This window comes from Geodermatophilus sp. SYSU D00710, from assembly GCF_054050195.1.
The window spans coordinates 1-16,221 of sequence record NZ_JBJGYX010000085.1; the positions used below are offsets into that span (position 1 = coordinate 1).

Sequence of the window (16,221 nt, forward strand, 5' to 3'; positions counted from 1 at the left end):
GCGTCCTCCCTCACGTCCCACCGTGAGGGAGGACGCCGCACGATCAGGTCACCTGATCATCGCGCGGACAGCAGCGCCGTCTCGAGGTCCGCGGGCAGGCCCGGCTCGGGCAGGCCGTGCGGCGGGGGCAGCCGGACCGGGTCGCCCCGCAGCCAGGCCCAGGTGTCGGTGACCGTCTCGCGCAGCGGCCGGGAGGGCAGGCCGAGCTCGCGGGCGCGGGCGGTGCCGACGTCCCACGCCGTCGTCGCCGTCTCCCGGGGCAGCCACAGCGGCAGGTGCAGCCACGGCTCGACGCCCGCGGCGAGCAGCTCCTCCTCGGGCACCGGCACCAGCTCCGCGTCGCTGCCGGTGACCTCCCGGCAGGTCCGCAGCAGGTCCCCGAGGGTGGTCATCCCGGCCGGCCCGGTGGCGTTGACCGGACCGTCGGTGCCGCGCTCGGCCATCTCCACCAGCCAGCCGGCCAGGTCACGGACGTCGACCAGCGCGATCGGCTGGTCCAGCGCATCGGGGACGACGACCCGGCCGCCGCGGGCGATGCGCTCGAGCCACCAGGGCAGCCGGCGCACGTTGTCGTCGGGGCCGACGATGAGCCCCGCCCGCGCGGTCAGGAACCGGCCGGGGAACGCCGCGCCCAGGACGCGCTCGGCGTGCGCCTTGACCGGGCCGTACTCGTCCTCGTCACCGTCCCAGGTCCGGTCCCGCTCGTCGGGGACGGGACCCGGCGGCCAGGTCGAGTAGGCGTTGAGGCTGCTGACGAAGGCGTAGCCGCGGACGCCGGCACCGCGCAGCCCGGCGGCGGCGTTGTCCGCCGCCGCGCGGGTCTGGCAGGACGTGTCGACCACGAGCTCCGGCGCCCAGTCGCCCAGCGCCCGCGGCAGGGCGTCGGGGTCGTCCCGGTCGCCGTGCAGCGCGCGGACACCCTCCGGGGCCCGGCCGAGCGCCGCCGTCGTCACGTGCCGGCCGAGGAAGGCGGTGCCGCCGAGGACCAGGAGTCGCATGCCCGCAGCCCAGTGCACCCGCCGCCCGCCGTCCACCCGGTTCGCGGACGGCGGAAGGAGCTAGACCGCGCGGGTGGTGGGCAGGCCCGGGACCTGCGGCAGGGGCTGGGACCGGGCGGCGGCCAGCACCATCTGCGGGGAGCGGGGCAGCCCGCGGCGGGTGCACAGCCGCAGCGCGCGCACGCCGGTGATGACGTCGGTCTCCGGAGGGACCACCAGCAGGTCGGCGACCCGGTTGCCGCCGGCCCAGCTCAGGCACACCACGCCCGGGTCCATGCTGCGGAAGCCGCCGGTGCGCACGATGCGGCCGTCGACCACGAGCTTGCGCGGCGCGGGCAGCCACGGCTCGAGCGCGTGGGTGAACCGCTCGACGCGGACGCCGCGCCGGTCGAGGGCCGCCACCAGCTCGGGCACCTCGACGGCGAGGTCGCGGCTGCGCGGGAACCAGGCGCCGTCGAAGGCGTTCTCCCCCGACCCGGCGTCCGCGCGCAGGCTCACCCGGACGTCGATGCCGCCGCGGAACCCCTCCGGTCCCCGCACCGCCTGGGTCATCTGCGCTCCCGCCTCCCGCTCGCCGTGCCGCGGACCCGCGTCCGGGCCCGCGGCAGAACCGTAGGTCGGCGTGCCCGCGCGTCCCCGCGAGCCGGCGCCGGGCCTGTCGGCCGCTCCCGGCCGGTCATCACGAGCGGTCACGGGCCCGTCACGACACCTCGGCCGAGCGAGGGCTCAGGTGCCCAGGTCGAACTCCGTCGTGCTGACGTACACCTCGCCCGGGCGGAGCTCCGTCGAGGGGAAGTCCGGCCGGTTGGGCGAGTCGGGGAAGTGCTGGGTCTCCAGGGCCACGCCGTCGCCCTGGCGGTAGACCCCGCCGCCGGTGCCCACGAGCGTGCCGTCGAGGAGGTTGCCCGAGTAGAACTGGATGCCCGGCTCGGTCGTCCGCACGGTCAGCGTCCGGCCGCTGCGCGGGTCGTGCAGCACGGCCGCGCGCCGGAGCGCGCCGTCGTCCTCGCGGTCGAGCACCCAGTTGTGGTCGTAGCCCTGCCCGCGGAGCAGCTGCTCGTCGGCCTCGCGGATGCGCGCGCCGATCGGAGTGGGCTCCCGGAAGTCGAACGGCGTGCCCTCCACCGGGGCGAGCTCGCCGGTCGGGATCTGCGTGCGGTCGACCGGGGTGAAGCGACCGGCGTCGAGCTGCAGCAGGTGGTCGTAGACGTCGCCGGCGCCCTCGCCGGCGAGGTTCCAGTAGGTGTGCTGCGTGAGGTTGACGACGGTCGGGGCGTCGGTCGTCGCCTCGTAGTGCACGGTCAGCCGCGCTCCGGGGTCCAGGGTGTAGGTGACCGTCGCGGTCAGGGTGCCGGGGAAGCCCTGGTCGCCGTCCGCGCTGACCAGGTGCAGCCGCAAGGCGGCCACCTCGCCGTCGCCCACGTCGGTGGCGGTCCACACCCGGTCCGAGAAGCCCACGGGCCCGCCGTGCAGGGTGTTGGGGCCGTCGTTGGCCGGCACCTGGTGGGTCGCACCGTCGAGGGTGAACCGCCCCCCGGCGATGCGGTTGCCGTAGCGGCCGACCAGCGCGCCCAGGTAGGGGTCGTCCGCGTCGAGGTAGCCCGCGAGGTCGGGGTGGCCGAGGACGACGTTGGCCACCCCGCCGTCGGCGTCGGGCACCTCCAGGGTCTGGACCACCCCGCCGTAGGTGAGCACGCGCGCGGTCACCGCACCGGCGGTCAGCGTCCAGCGCTCGACGGCGGTGCCGTCGGGTGTGGTCCCGAAGGGCTCGACGGTCGCGCTCATGCGGCCACCCTCCCGCCTCGCCGCCGGTCGTGCCCGCCGGGGAGACGGCAGGGGCCCGGTCCGCGGTGCGGACCGGGCCCCTCCCGCGACCTCAGGCCCTGGGCTTGCGGTTCTTGGCCTTGCCGCGCTCGTTCTGGTCGAGGATCACCTTGCGCACGCGGACGGCGGCCGGCGTGACCTCGACGCACTCGTCCTCGGCGCAGAACTCCAGCGCCTGCTCCAGGTTCAGGATCCGCGGCGGGATCAGCCGCTCGAGCTCCTCCGCGGTCGAGGACCGCATGTTGGTGAGCTTCTTCTCCTTGGTGATGTTGACGTCCATGTCGTCGGGCCGGGAGTTCTCCCCGACGATCATGCCCTCGTACACCTCGGTGCCCGGGGCGACCATCATCGAGCCGCGCTCCTGCAGCGAGAACATCGCGTACGACGTCGCCACGCCCTGCCGGTCGGCCACCAGGGACCCGGTGGGCCGGGCGCGCATGTCGCCCATCCACGGCTCGTAGCCCTCGAGGTTGTGGTTGAGGACGCCGGTGCCGCGGGTCTCGGTGAGGAACTCGGTGCGGAACCCGATCAGGCCGCGCGAGGGGACGACGTACTCCATCCGCGCCCACCCGGTGTCGTGGTGGACCAGGTTCTCCATGCGCCCGCGGCGCGCGGCCAGCGCCTGGGTGAGCGTGCCGACGTACTCGCCCGGGGTGTCGATGGTGACCCGCTCGACCGGCTCGTGGAGCCGGCCGTCGATCTCCTTGGTGACCACCTGCGGGCGGCCGACGGTGAGCTCGAACTCCTCGCGGCGCAGCTGCTCGACCAGGATGGCCAGCGCCAGCTCGCCGCGGCCCTGCATCTCCCAGGTGTCGGGGCGCTCGGTGGGCAGCATGCGCACCGAGACGTTGCCCACGAGCTCCTGGTCGAGGCGGTTCTTGATCAGCCGGGCGGTGAGCTTCTTGCCCGAGCGGCCGGAGATCGGCGAGGTGTTGATGCCGATGGTGATCGAGATCGACGGCTCGTCGACGGTCAGCGGCGGCAGCGGGCGCGGGTCGTTGGGATCGGCGAGGGTGTCGCCGATCATGATGTCCTCGATGCCGGCGATGGCCACGAGGTCGCCGGGGCCGGCACTGTCGGCCGGGGTGCGGGTGAGGCCCTCGGTCATCAGCAGCTCGGTGATCTTGACCCGCTGCACGGTGCCGTCGGTGCGGCACCAGGCGACCTGCTGGCCGTTCTTCATCGTGCCGGAGTGGATGCGCAGCAGCGCCAGCCGGCCGAGGTAGGGCGAGGCGTCGAGGTTGGTGACCTGCGCGCGCAGCGGCTCCTCGGCGTCGTAGGTCGGCGCCGGGATGGTCTCCAGGAGCGTCTTCACCAGCGGCGCGAGGTCGGGACTGTCGGGGCTCTCGCCGTCGGCGGGCCGGGTGAGCGAGGCCTGCCCGGTCTTGCCGTTGGAGTAGACGATCGGGAACTCGAGGGCGTCGGTGTCCAGGCCGTTGTCCTCGAGCAGCTCCATGAACAGCTCGTAGGTCTCGTCGACGACCTCGGCGATGCGGGCGTCGGAGCGGTCGGTCTTGTTGACCACGAGGATGACCGGCATCCCCTTGCCGAGCGCCTTGCGCAGCACGAAGCGGGTCTGCGGCAGCGGGCCCTCGGAGGCGTCGACGAGCAGGACGACGCCGTCGACCATGGACAGGCCGCGCTCGACCTCGCCGCCGAAGTCGGCGTGGCCGGGGGTGTCGACGATGTTGACCGTGACCGGGTTGCCCTCGTCGTCGGCCAGCCGGATGGCGGTGTTCTTGGCCAGGATGGTGATGCCGCGCTCGCGCTCGAGGTCCATCGAGTCCATGACGCGCGTCTGCGTCTCGTCGGCGTCGGTGCCCTCGCCCTTGGCGCGGCCGAGAGCTCCGGCCTGGCGGAGGAGGGCGTCGACCAGGGTGGTCTTCCCGTGGTCGACGTGGGCGATGATCGCCACGTTGCGCAGGTCGTCGCGGGTGGGCATGCGGGAGGCACCTCGAGGAGTCAGGGGATCCCGCGGCAGTACGCGCTCGCGGGCATCTGGGACAACGGCCGCCGGCCCGGCGACCTTCCCACTCTAGTAGAAGGACCTCGGTCCCCCTCGTCCCTCGCAGGCTCGGGACGAGCCTCTGGACCGAGGCCGTTCCAGCACGTCAGGACCGGTCGGCCACCGCGTACGTCACCCCCGCGGCGGCGATCGTGACGAGACTCACCGCCGGCCGTACCGGGGCGGCGACGGGCGCCCGCACGCGCCGGGTCCGGCGCTAGCCTCCGCGGGTGGGCGTCCGCGGCCGGGCAGCCGGGAGGACCGATCTCGCCGCGCGGCTGGGCCGCGCGGGGTCGGCGGCGTTCGTGGGCCGCCACGCCGAACGCGAACTCGTCGCGGCCACGCTGGCCGGTGACCCGGGCGCCGCGGTGGTGTTCTTCCACGGGCCCGGCGGGATCGGCAAGACCGCGCTGCTGCGCAGGGTCGTGCTCGACGCCGAGGCGTCCGGGGTGACCGCCGTGGTGGTCGACGGCCGCGCCGTCACGCCGTCCCCGGACGGCCTGCTCGCCGCGCTGGCCGAGGAGCTCGGCCTGCCGGCCGGCGAGGACCCGGTCCCGGCCCTGCACGACCTCGGCCGGCTGCTGCTGGTCGTCGACACCTTCGAGCGGTGCTCGGGTCTCCAGGGATGGCTGCGCGAGCGGCTCCTCCCGCGGCTGCCCGCGGACGCGCTCACCGTCGTCGCCGGGCGGGAGCCGCCCGAGAGCGCCTGGCGGTTCGACCCCGCGTGGCAGGGACTGCTCCGGGTCGTCGCCCTGCGGAACCTGCCGCCGGACGACGCCACCGGACTCCTGGCCGCCCGCGGTGTCCCGCCACCGGTGCGGGAGGAGGCCCTGCGCTTCGCCGGCGGCCACCCGCTGGCCCTGTGCCTGGTGGCGGAGACGGCGTCGGCGTCCGGCGTCCCGGTCCCGGCGGCCGGGCCCGGCGGCCCCGACCTGCTGCGGGTCCTGCTCGAGCGGATCGTCGACGAGGCGCCCTCGCCGCAGCACCGCGCGGCGCTCGAGGTGTGCGCGCACGCGCGGGTGACCACGGAGTCGCTGCTGCGCGCGGCCCTCCCGGAGGCGGAGGCCGACGAGCTCTTCCGGTGGCTGTGGGGGCGGTCGTTCGTGGAGCGGGCCGCCGACGGCCTCCACCCGCACGACCTCGCCCGCGACGTCCTCGACGCGGAGCTGCGCTGGCGGGACCCCGACCGGTACGCCGACCTGCACCGGCGGATCCGTGCACACCTCCTCGACCGGCACCGCCGCAACCCGCTCGACGGCGCCCGCACCTGGCGGGACCTCATGTTCCTGCACCGGCGCAACCCGGTGTTCGCGCCGTTCCTCACCTGGGACGTGGAGGACGGCGTCTACCCGGACACCCCGGGCGCCGCCGACCGCGCCGCGCTGCTGGCGATGACCCGCACGGCCGAGGGCGACGAGTCCGCGCGGGTGCTGGCCCACTGGCTCGACCGGCGAGCAGGGGGCTGCACCGTGTACCGCCGGGCGGGCGAGCCCGGACCGGTCGGCTTCGCGCTGCACCTGCGGCTGTCCGAGCCGGATCCGGCCGACCTCGCCACCGACCCCGTGGTCGCCGCGGCCTGGGCGCACGTCGACGCCACCGGGCCCCTGCGCCCGGGTGAGCAGCTGGACGTGCTGCGGACCTTCGTCGTCCCGGGGTCCTACCAGCGGCCCTCCCCGGTCATGGACCGGATCCAGATCGACTGCGCGCACGGCTGGACCTCGCCGCCGGGACCGGCCCTGTCCTTCCTCGTCCTGGCCGACCCGGGCTTCTGGGCACCTCAGATGGCCTACATCGACCACCACCCGGCCGGGCAGGCGACCGTGGGCGGCCGTCCGTTCACGCTCTTCGCACACGACTGGCGGGCGGTGCCGATGGCCGAGTGGTTCGGTGCCCTGGCCGGCCTCGAGCTCGCCGGTGACGGGCGACCGGCCGCGCCGGCGGTCGATCCGCCCCAGCGGACCGTGCTCTCCGCGCCGGAGTTCGCGGCCGCCGTCAGGGACGCGCTGCGCTCCGCCCGCCGGCCCGGCGACCTGGGCCGCAACCCGCTGTGCCGGTCCCGGGTGGTGACCGACGCGGCCCGGGGGCGGGCCCCCGCCGAGGCCCTGGCCGACCTCCTCGTCGAGGCGACGGACTCCCTCGCCGGTGACCCGCGGGACGCCAGGCTGCACCGGGCGGTCGCCACGACGTTCTTCCGCGGCGTGCCCACCCAGGAGGCGGCCGCCGAACGGCTGGGGCTGCCCTTCTCGACCTACCGCCGCCACCTCGGGTCCGGCATCGAGCGGATCACGGCCTGGCTGTGGGAGCGGGAGCTCCGCGGCGCCGGGCAGGGAGTGAGCACCGGGCGACCTGTCGGGTGAGCAGTCCCCCGGCCGACCGTGTCCTCCCCGACCTCCCGAGGAGGACACGATGTCCGAGCACACCGACCACGCCGTCGTCGTCGGAGCCGGCATGGGCGGGCTGCTGGCCGCCCGCGTGCTGAGCGAGACCCACGACTCCGTGACGGTCGTCGACCGCGACCCCGTCACCGACGAACCGACCGCCCGCCGCGGCGTGCCGCAGGGCCGGCACGCGCACGGGTTGCTGGCCCGCGGCCGCGAGCTGCTGGAGGAGCTCTTCCCCGGGCTCACCGCCGAGCTGACCGGTCTGGGGGTGTCCAGCACCGACCTGCAGTCGGGGTTCCGGTGGGTCAACGGTGGCCGGCTGCTGTGCCAGGAGCCCTCCGGCCTGCTCGGGCTGGGGGTCAGCCGGCCGTTGCTGGAGGCCCGCGTGCGCGCCCGGGTGCGGGCGCTGGGCAACGTCGAGATCCGCGGCGGGTGCGACGCCGCCGGCCTGGCCGCGTCGAGGGACGGGAGCCGGGTCACCGGCCTGCGGGTGCTCGACGGCGCCGCGGACGGTTCCGCGCAGGTGCTCCCGGCCGACCTCGTCGTGGACGCCACCGGGCGGGGGTCGCGGAGCCCGCAGTGGCTGGAGGCCCTGGGCCACCCCGCTCCGGAGACCGAGCAGGTGCACATCGGCCTGGCCTACGCGTCGCGGTCCTACCGCCGCGACCCGTCGGGCCCGGACGGCGCGTCCGTCGCCGCCACCCCGGACCGCCCTCGCGGCGGGGTGGCGATCCCCCAGGAGGACGACCGGTGGATCGTCTCCGTCGGGGGGATCCTCGGCGACGCCCCGCCCCTGGACCACGACGGCTTCACGGCCTACACCGCGACGCTGCCCTCCCCCCTGCTGCACGAGGTCGTGCGGGAGGCCGAGCCGCTGTCGGACGCCGTCCGGTTCCGGTACCCGGTGAGCACCCGCCGGCGCTACGAGCGGCTGCACCGGTTCCCCGCCGGCTACCTCGTCGTCGGGGACGCCATCGCGAGCTTCGACCCCGTCTACGGGCAGGGGATGACCGTCGCCGCCGCCGAGGCCGTGCAGCTGCGCTCCTGCCTGGCCGAGGGCGCCGGCGGGCTGGCGCGCCGCTTCCTGCCGGCCGCGGCCCGCATCGTCGACGTCGCCTGGGACGTCTCCGTCGGCGGGGACCTGCGCTTCCCCGGCGTGGCAGGCCGGCGGACGCCCAGGGTCCGGGCGGTCAACGCCTACCTGGAGCGGCTGCACGTCGCGGCGGAGCACGACCCGGTCGTGGCGCGGGCGTTCCTGCGCGTGGTCAACCTGCTCGACCGCCCCGAGGGCCTGCTGGCCCCGGGACTGGCGTTCCGGGTGCTGCGCGGGAGCGGCCGGCGCGGGACCGGGGCCCGGTCCGTCGACTCGTTCCCCGCCCGGCGCGAGCCCGCCGGCACGGCGGTCAGCGGGCGCTGACCGCCGTCCCCGGGCGGTCGGCCACCGCGTACGTCACCCCCGCGGCGGCGACCGTGACCAGGCCCACCGCGAGCCAGGCCGGCAGCCCGGCGCCGAGGGCGAGCACGTGCGCCAGGACGAACGCGCCCACGTAGAGCGCGCCGAGCCCGAGGGCGACCGCCCAGCCGCGGCGCGGCACCCACAGGGCGGCCGCGCCGAGGCCGGCGGCGGCGAACACCGCGCCGCCGAGGGCCCGGATGCCGGTGCCCTGCGCGACGCCGAACCCCGCCGCGAGCCCGGCGGCCACGAGGACGGCGGAGGACAGCCGGGTGCGGGCGCGGGTCAGCACGGACGTCGTCATGACTGCAGTGTCCCCGGCCCCGGCCGGGGCCGGGGCCGGCTCTGCGAGGGTGCGGGGATGACCACGACGCGCCTCCTGGCCCTGGACGACGCACCGGTCCTCGCCCGCATCGCGGAGGAGGACCGCGAGTTCTTCGCGCCCTGGGAGCCGGCGCGCGAGGAGGGCTGGGCCACCGAGGCCGTCCAGCGCGAGGAGATCCGGTTCGTGCTGGAGCAGCACCGGCTCGGCCTCCGGCTGCCGCACGTGGTCCTCGACGGCGCGGGGCAGGTGGTGGGCCGGATCAGCCTGAGCAACGTCGTCCGCGGCGCGTTCCTGTCGTGCAGCGTCGGCTACTGGATCCGGTCGGCCGCCAACGGCCGCGGGCACGCGACGGCTGCGGTCGCGGCGATGCTGCGGATCGCCTTCGACGACCTCGGGCTGCACCGGGTGGAGGCCGGAACGCTGCGGCACAACGCCGGGTCCCAGCGGGTGCTGGAGCGCAACGGGTTCACCCGGTTCGGGCTGGCGCCGCAGTACCTGCGGATCGCCGGGCGCTGGCAGGACCACGTGCTGTTCCAGCGGCTGAACCCGGCCATGCCGTAGCCCGGGTCGGCGCCCTCAGACGCCGAGGGCCCCGGACGACCGTGTCGTCCGGGGCCCCTCAGAGGTGACGTCCCAGGGGAACGGGTTCCGTCGTCAGGCGGTGCGGAGCACGGCCTCGATCTCGAGCTCGATCTCGATCTTGTCGCCGACCACGACGCCGCCGCCGTCCATCGGCATGTCGATGTCGACGCCGAAGGCCTTGCGGGAGATGGAGGTCTTCGCGCTGAAGCCGGCGCGGGTGCCGCCGTAGGCGTCGCGGCCGAAGCCGTTGACCTCGAGCCGGAGGGTGACCGGCTTGGTGATGCCCTTGATGGTCAGGTCACCCTCGACCGCCCAGTCCTCACCGTCGGCGACGACCCGGGTGGAGCGGAAGGTCATGACGGTGTGGTTGCCGACGTCGAAGAAGTCCGCCGAGCGGATGTGCGCGTCGCGCTGCTCCTGACGGGTGTCGATCGAGTCCATGTCGATGGTGGCGGTCACCGACGACCGGGCCGGGTCCTCGGCGGTGACGATCTCGCCGGAGAACTGGGTGAAGTAGCCGCGGACCTTGCTCACCATCATGTGGCGGACGGAGAAGCCGACCGTGGAGTGCGCGGCGTCGATGTCCCAGGTGCCCGCGACGTAGCCGGGGATCTGGACGGCGGTGGTGCTGGTCATGTCAGGACCTCTCGGGTGGTTGAGCGTTTGACTACGGTGCCCTGAGCGTAGTTGAGCGTTTGATTATTCCGCCAGTACCCTGGAGGCATGACCACCGACGTGTCGCCCCGGACACACCAGCCGGACCCCCGGGAGACGCGCTGGCTCGACGCCGAGGAGCAGAAGGCCTGGCGCGCCTGGCTCTACAGCACCCAGCTGCTGCAGGACCGGCTCGAGCGCGAGCTGACCCGCGCCACCGGCATCCCGCACGCCTACTACGAGATCCTCGTCCAGCTGTCGGAGACGCCCGAGCGCCGGATGCGCATGAGCGAGCTCGCCGACCGCTGCCTGTCCTCGCGCAGCCGCCTGTCGCACGCCGTGTCCCGCCTCGAGGAACGCGGCTGGATCCGCCGCCAGGAGTGCCCCGAGGACGGCCGCGGCCTGCTCGCCGTGCTCACCGACGAGGGTCTCGCCGCGCTCGAGGCGGCCGCGCCGATCCACGTGGAGAGCGTGCGCACCCACCTGTTCGACCAGCTCTCCCCCGAGCAGGTCGCGGCGATGCGGGACATCGGCGAGACCCTGCTGCGCCACCTCGACCCGTCCTGACGCTCCTCCCGGAGGACGACCGGCGGGTCCTCCCCCGGGTGGACGACGCGCCCGCCCGCGCTGCCTAGGGTCGGCGCCGATGGACCAGCGCCCACCCCTCGAGCAGCTCGCGACGGCGCTGCGCTCCCGGCCGTTCGCCGTCGACGTCGCGATCACCGGCGCACTGGTCGGGCTGGTCCTGGTCTCCTTCGGCGGCGGCGCCGGCCCCGGCGAGGGCCCGGCCCTCCTCGTCAGCCTGCTCCTGCTGGTCCCCCTCGCCTGGCGCCGCCGCGCCCCGGTCGCCGCGGCGGCGGCGGTGACCGCGGCCGCACTGCTCGAGCTGGCGGCGGTCGACGTGTTCCTGCCGGCCAACGTGGCGGCGCTGGTGATGGTGCACGCACTGGCCGCCTACGCGCCGCGCTGGGCCGGCCGGGCCGGGCTGGTGCTCGGCCTCGCCGGCGCCGTCCTGGCCGCGGCCCGCTACTACGCGGCCGACCTCGGCGAGACCTTCCTCGTGCCGGCCGCCTCCATCGCCGTGGCGGTGGTCGCCGCCTGGGCCCTGGGGGACCTGCGCCGCGCCCGGCTCGCGGAGCTCTCCGGCCTGGCCGAGCGGGCGCGGCTGCTGGAGATCGAGCGCGACCAGGAGATGCGGCTGGCCGCCACCGCCGAGCGGGCCCGCATCGCCCGCGAGATGCACGACGTCGTCGCGCACTCCCTGTCGGTGGTCATCGCCCAGGCCGACGGCGGCCGCTACGCCGGGCGGGCCGACCCCGGCGCCGCCACCGGCGCCCTCGAGGCGATCGCCGCCACCGGCCGGCAGGCGCTCACCGACATGCGCGCGCTCCTCGGCGTGCTCCGCGACGGCCCGGCCGAGCAGTACGCCCCGCAGCCCGACGTCGCGGCCGTCCCCGCGCTCGTGGACGACGTCCGGGCCAGCGGGCTCGACGTCGACCTGCTGGTGGAGGGCGAGCCGCGACCGATGGCCGCCGGCCCCCAGCTGGCCGCCTACCGGATCGTGCAGGAGTCCCTGACCAACGTGCTCAAGCACGCCGGGCCGGACGTGCGGGCCTGGGTGCGGCTGCACTGGCGCCCGGACTCCCTCGAGCTCTCGGTGCTCGACGACGGCCGGGGCGCCGCGGCGGCGGTGGCCGGGGGCGCCGGCGCCGGGCAGGGCCTGCGGGGCATGCAGGAGCGGGCGCAGCTGCACCGCGGGCGGGTGGAGGCCGGCCCGCACGCCGGGGGCGGCTGGCGGGTGCACGCCGTGCTGCCGCTGGGCGGTGCCCGGTGACCCCGGGTGGCCCCGCGGGGCGACCCGTGCGTGTGGTGCTGGTCGACGACCAGCAGATGGTCCGCGCGGGCTTCCGGATGGTCATCGACTCACAGCCCGACCTCACCGTCGTCGGGGAGGCCGGCGACGGCGAGGCGGCGGTGCGGCTGCTCGAGCGGACGGCGGCCGACGTCGTCCTGATGGACGTCCGCATGCCCGGCACCGACGGCATCGAGGCGACCCGCCGGGTCACCGCGCTGCCCGACCCGCCGCGGGTGGTCGTGCTGACCACCTTCGACCTCGACGAGTACGTGGTCGCCGCGATCGGCGCGGGGGCCAGCGGCTTCCTGCTCAAGGACGCCCCGCCCGTGGAGATGCTCGCCGCGGTGCGCACCGTGCACGCCGGCGACTCGGTGATCGCGGCCAGCTCCACCCGGCGGCTGCTGCAGCACGTGGCGCCGATGCTGCGCGGGGCGGCCCCCGTGGTCGCCGGCGGCGGCGCGGAGCTCGCCGATCTGACCCCGCGCGAGCGCGAGGTGCTCGTGCAGATGGCGCTCGGCGCCACCAACACCGAGATCGGCCAGCGGCTGTTCGTCAGCGAGGCGACGGTGAAGACCCACGTCGGGCGGGTGCTCGCCAAGACCGGCTCGCGCGACCGCGTGCAGGCCGTCGTCCTGGCCTACCGCACCGGGCTGGTCTCCCCCGCCGACCTCCTCCGCGACGCCTGACGCGTTCCCGGGGCCTTTATCGCGATGAAGGCACCTACGACCGGGTGCCTCCATCGCGATGAAGGCACCTACGACCACGGGAGGACCGCGAGATCACCTCCGGGTCCGACGCGGGAGGACGGGCCGGACGGCGAGGGTCCCTGCGTCCCAGCGATCGACCCGCGGAGGTCCCCCGTGTCCGTCCCCGTCATGACCGTCCCCGGCGGACCGCCGGCGTCGGTGTCGTCCGCCGCCGTCCGCGCCACCGGCCTGACGAAGGTGTACGGCTCCGGCGACACCGCCGTCCGCGCCCTCGACGGCGTCGACGTCGCCTTCGGCCGCGGGGAGTTCACCGCGATCATGGGCCCGTCGGGCTCGGGCAAGTCGACGCTCATGCACTGCCTGGCCGGCCTCGACACGGCGACCTCCGGCCAGGTCTTCCTGGGCGGCACCGAGCTGACCCGGCTGCGCGACGACGAGCTCACCCGGCTGCGCCGCGACCGGGTCGGCTTCGTGTTCCAGGCGTTCAACCTGCTGCCGGTGCTCGACGCCCGGGAGAACGTCGTGCTGCCGATGCGGCTGGCCGGCCGCCGTCCCGACCCGGCCTGGTTCGACGCCGTGATCGCCCGGCTCGGGCTGCGCGAGCGGCTGCGGCACCGCCCCGCGGAGCTCTCCGGCGGCCAGCAGCAGCGGGTCGCCATCGCCCGGGCGCTGCTGCCCCGACCCGACGTCGTCTTCGCCGACGAGCCCACCGGCAACCTCGACTCCCGCGCCGGCGCCGAGGTGCTGGACCTGCTGCGCAGCAGCGTCCGCGAGACCGGCCAGACCGTCGTCATGGTCACCCACGACCCGACCGCCGCCTCCTACGCCGACCGCGTCGTGCTGCTCGCCGACGGCCGCCCGGCCGGGGAGGTCGAGCGGCCCACCGCCGCGTCCGTGCTGGACGCGCTCCGCGGGCTCGGGGGCTGACCGGTGCTGTCCACCACCCTGGCGGGCCTGCGCGCGCACCTGCCGCGCCTGGTCGCCTCCTGCCTGGCCGTCGTGCTCGCCACCGGCTTCGTGGTCGCCACGCTCGTGCTCAACGAGACCACCCGCAGCACCGTGCTCACCGCCGCCGGCGCCCGCTACGTCGGCGTCGACGCCGTGGTCACCTCCGAGGACGGCAGCTCCCTGCTCGACGAGGTCCCCGCCCTCACCGCCCTGGACGTCGTGCGGGCCGTGGCCCCCGAGTGGGAGACCTCCGTGCAGGCGGTCGCGCCCGGCCGCACCGGCGCGCAGTTCCTGCTGGTCGGCGCGGTCGCCGAGGACCCCGCGCTGCGGTGGCAGCGGCTGGCCGACGGCGCGCTGCCCGACGGGCCCGGCGAGGTCGCCGTCAGCGAGCGGGTCGGCGCAGACGTCGGCGACGTGCTGCAGGTGACCGGCACCGCCCCCGACGGCACCGAGACCACCGCCGCCGTCACCGTCACCGGCGTCGTCGACCTCGGCGGCGACCCGGAGGCCGGCCTGTACGGCCGGGCCTGGGCCACCCCCGCGCAGGCGCAGGCGTGGGGCGCGGTCGACCCGGTCGAGCTGCGGATCGCCGGCCCGCCCGGCACCGACCCGCAGGCGCTGGCCGACGCGGTCCGCGGTGCCCTCCCCGGGACGGAGCTCACCGTGCGCACCGGCACCGCGCAGGCCGAGCACCGCGCGGGGTCGATGCTCGGCAACGCGACCGCCCTCGCGGCGATCCTGCTGGTCTTCGGCACCGTCGCGGTGCTCGTCGCGGGCCTGGTCATCGCCAACACCTTCGCCGTCCTGCTCGCCCAGCGGACCCGCGAGCTGGCGCTGCTGCGCTGCGTGGGCGCCACGGCCCGGCAGGTGCGCCGCGGCGTGCTGGCCGAGGCCGCGGTGACCGGGCTGGCCGCCTCGGTGGTCGGGGTCGGCGCCGGGATCGGGCTGGCCGCGGCGGTGTCGGCGCTGGCCGGCGACGTCGAGTCGCCGGTGCCGCTGTCGGGTCTGTCGGTGCCGCCGGTCGCCGTCCTCGCGGGCGTGGCCGTCGGCACGCTGACCACCCTGGTGGCCGCCCTCGCCCCGGCCCGCGCGGCGACCCGGGTGGCGCCGCTGGCCGCGCTGCGGCCGCTGGACCCGGCGCCGCTGCGGTCGCGGCCGGGCGCACTGCGCCTGGTCCTCGGCCTGGCGCTGCTGGTCCCCGGGGCGGCGGCGCTCGCCCTCGGCGTCGCGGTGTCGAGCGTGTTCGTGGCCCTGCCGGGTGGAGCGGCCAGCTTCCTCGGCGTCGTCCTGCTCGCCCAGCGCGCGGTGCCGCCGGTGGTCCGCGCGGCCGGTGGCCTGGTCACCCGGGTCGGCGGGATCCCGGCCCGGCTGGCGGCCGGCAACGCCACCCGCAACCCCCGGCGGACGGCGGCGACGGCGACCGCGCTGCTGATCGGCGTCACGCTGACCACCGCGATGGTGGTGGGCACCGCCTCGACCCGGGCCACAGCGACCGCGGGGCTGGCCGCGCAGTACCCCGCCGACGTCGTCGTCGAGGGGCTCTCCGGCGAGCTGCCGGGGTCCCTGCCGGCCCGGCTGGCGGACCTCGACGGCGTCGCGACCGGGACGCCGCTGACGGTCGCCTCGCCGGCCGGTCCCGACGGTCAGCCGTGGCAGGCCCACGGGGTCGACCTCGCGACCGCCGTGCCGACGCTGCGGTCGACCGACGGCACGCCGCTGCCCGCGCCCGGGCAGGTGCTCGTGCCCGGGTGGCTGGCCCGCTCCTGGTCGGTGGCCGACGGCGAGCCGGTGGACCTGGCCCTCGACGGCCGGTCGCTGTCGCTGCGGGCCGGGGTCGTCGACGACGACGCGCCGCTGCTGCTCACCGCCGCCGACCTGGCCGCGCTCGCCCCGGACGCCGCGGTGGGGCAGATCTGGCTGCGGCTGGACGACGCCGACGCGGGGGCCCAGGCCGCCGTGGTCGACGCGGTCACCGACACGGTGGGGGCCGCGGTGCCCGACGCCCAGGTCACCGGCGTGGTCAGCCTTCGCCAGCAGATGGACGAGGTGCTCGACGTGCTGCTGCTGGTGGTCACCGGCCTGCTCGGCGTCGCGGTGGTCATCGCCCTGATCGGCGTGGGCAACACGCTGGCGCTGTCGGTGGTGGAGCGCCGGCAGGAGAACGGCCTGCTGCGCGCGATGGGGCTCACCCGCGGGCAGCTGCGCGGGCTCCTGGCGTGGGAGGCGGTGCTCGTGTCGGGCGTGGCCGCGGTGCTCGGCGTCGTCCTCGGCGGCGTCTACGGGGTGACCGGGACGGCGTCGGTGCTCGGCATGGCCGGCGAGGTCGTGGTCGACGTCCCGTGGCTGCAGGTGGCGGCGATCGTCGTGGTGGCCACCGTCGCGGGGCTGCTCGCCTCGGTGCTGCCGGCCCGCCGCGCGGCCCGCACGGCACCGGTCGCCGCCCTCGCGGCGGTGTGAGTCGTGCACGTCCGCGGATGTGCCCGGGGCAC

Annotated in this window: 14 protein-coding genes; 8 read left to right on the plus strand and 6 right to left on the minus strand. The window is 76.2% G+C overall.

Annotated features, from left to right (window positions below; translation table 11 throughout):
• Positions 1-56 precede the first annotated feature (56 nt).
• The 4 genes from ACI78U_RS23450 to typA all read right to left on the minus strand — a co-directional run bounded on the left by ACI78U_RS23450 (position 57) and on the right by typA (position 4,764).
• The gene (locus ACI78U_RS23450) at positions 57-998 is read right to left on the minus strand and encodes an NAD-dependent epimerase/dehydratase family protein (protein WP_456877812.1); all 942 of its coding nucleotides are present in this window, start codon (positions 996-998) and stop codon (positions 57-59) included.
• Positions 999-1,058: 60 nt separating this feature from the next.
• Positions 1,059-1,550 (minus strand): DUF5994 family protein, encoded by a 492-nt coding sequence (locus ACI78U_RS23455; RefSeq protein ID WP_456877813.1) that lies wholly within the window; start codon positions 1,548-1,550, stop codon positions 1,059-1,061.
• Positions 1,551-1,724: 174 nt separating this feature from the next.
• Positions 1,725-2,783 (minus strand): aldose epimerase family protein, encoded by a 1,059-nt coding sequence (locus tag ACI78U_RS23460; RefSeq protein WP_456877814.1) that lies wholly within the window; start codon positions 2,781-2,783, stop codon positions 1,725-1,727.
• Positions 2,784-2,874: 91 nt separating this feature from the next.
• On the minus strand, positions 2,875-4,764 hold the full coding sequence (typA, locus tag ACI78U_RS23465) for a translational GTPase TypA (protein ID WP_456877815.1): 1,890 nt from the start codon (positions 4,762-4,764) through the stop codon (positions 2,875-2,877).
• Between the two features lie 293 nt (positions 4,765-5,057).
• On the opposite strand from typA, the gene ACI78U_RS23470 reads away from it, so the two are divergent.
• Positions 5,058-7,184 carry a hypothetical protein gene (locus tag ACI78U_RS23470; RefSeq protein ID WP_456877816.1) on the plus strand — a complete coding sequence of 709 codons (2,127 nt, stop codon included), beginning with the start codon at positions 5,058-5,060 and terminating at the stop codon, positions 7,182-7,184.
• A 49-nt stretch (positions 7,185-7,233) separates the two neighbouring features.
• Positions 7,234-8,625 carry an FAD-dependent oxidoreductase gene (locus ACI78U_RS23475; protein ID WP_456877817.1) on the plus strand — a complete coding sequence of 464 codons (1,392 nt, stop codon included), beginning with the start codon at positions 7,234-7,236 and terminating at the stop codon, positions 8,623-8,625.
• On the opposite strand, the gene ACI78U_RS23480 is transcribed toward ACI78U_RS23475, so the two are convergent.
• Entirely contained in the window at positions 8,612-8,965 is a 354-nt protein-coding gene (locus ACI78U_RS23480; protein WP_456877818.1) for a hypothetical protein, read from the minus strand. The genes ACI78U_RS23475 and ACI78U_RS23480 overlap by 14 nt on opposite strands.
• A 57-nt stretch (positions 8,966-9,022) precedes the next feature.
• Between ACI78U_RS23480 and ACI78U_RS23485 the strand changes: the two genes are divergently transcribed.
• Entirely contained in the window at positions 9,023-9,547 is a 525-nt protein-coding gene (locus ACI78U_RS23485) for a GNAT family N-acetyltransferase (RefSeq protein ID WP_456877819.1), read from the plus strand.
• Positions 9,548-9,640: 93 nt separating this feature from the next.
• Here ACI78U_RS23485 and ACI78U_RS23490 read toward each other — a convergent pair whose 3' ends face one another.
• Positions 9,641-10,204 (minus strand): YceI family protein, encoded by a 564-nt coding sequence (locus ACI78U_RS23490; protein ID WP_456877820.1) that lies wholly within the window; start codon positions 10,202-10,204, stop codon positions 9,641-9,643.
• A gap of 87 nt (positions 10,205-10,291) precedes the next feature.
• Between ACI78U_RS23490 and ACI78U_RS23495 the strand changes: the two genes are divergently transcribed.
• The 5 genes from ACI78U_RS23495 (at position 10,292) to ACI78U_RS23515 (ending at position 16,189) form a co-directional block, all read left to right on the plus strand.
• A complete protein-coding gene (locus ACI78U_RS23495) occupies positions 10,292-10,789 on the plus strand; it encodes a MarR family winged helix-turn-helix transcriptional regulator (protein WP_456877821.1) in 498 nt (165 codons plus the stop codon).
• A 79-nt stretch (positions 10,790-10,868) separates the two neighbouring features.
• On the plus strand, positions 10,869-12,056 hold the full coding sequence (locus ACI78U_RS23500; RefSeq protein WP_456877822.1) for a sensor histidine kinase: 1,188 nt from the start codon (positions 10,869-10,871) through the stop codon (positions 12,054-12,056).
• Positions 12,057-12,082: 26 nt separating this feature from the next.
• Complete coding sequence (locus tag ACI78U_RS23505) at positions 12,083-12,763, plus strand: response regulator (protein WP_456877823.1); 681 nt, start codon at positions 12,083-12,085, stop codon at positions 12,761-12,763.
• A 174-nt stretch (positions 12,764-12,937) separates the two neighbouring features.
• Complete coding sequence (locus ACI78U_RS23510; protein WP_456877824.1) at positions 12,938-13,711, plus strand: ABC transporter ATP-binding protein; 774 nt, start codon at positions 12,938-12,940, stop codon at positions 13,709-13,711.
• Between the two features lie 3 nt (positions 13,712-13,714).
• Positions 13,715-16,189, plus strand: a complete 2,475-nt coding sequence (locus ACI78U_RS23515; protein WP_456877825.1) for an FtsX-like permease family protein — start codon at positions 13,715-13,717, stop codon at positions 16,187-16,189.
• Positions 16,190-16,221 lie beyond the last annotated feature (32 nt).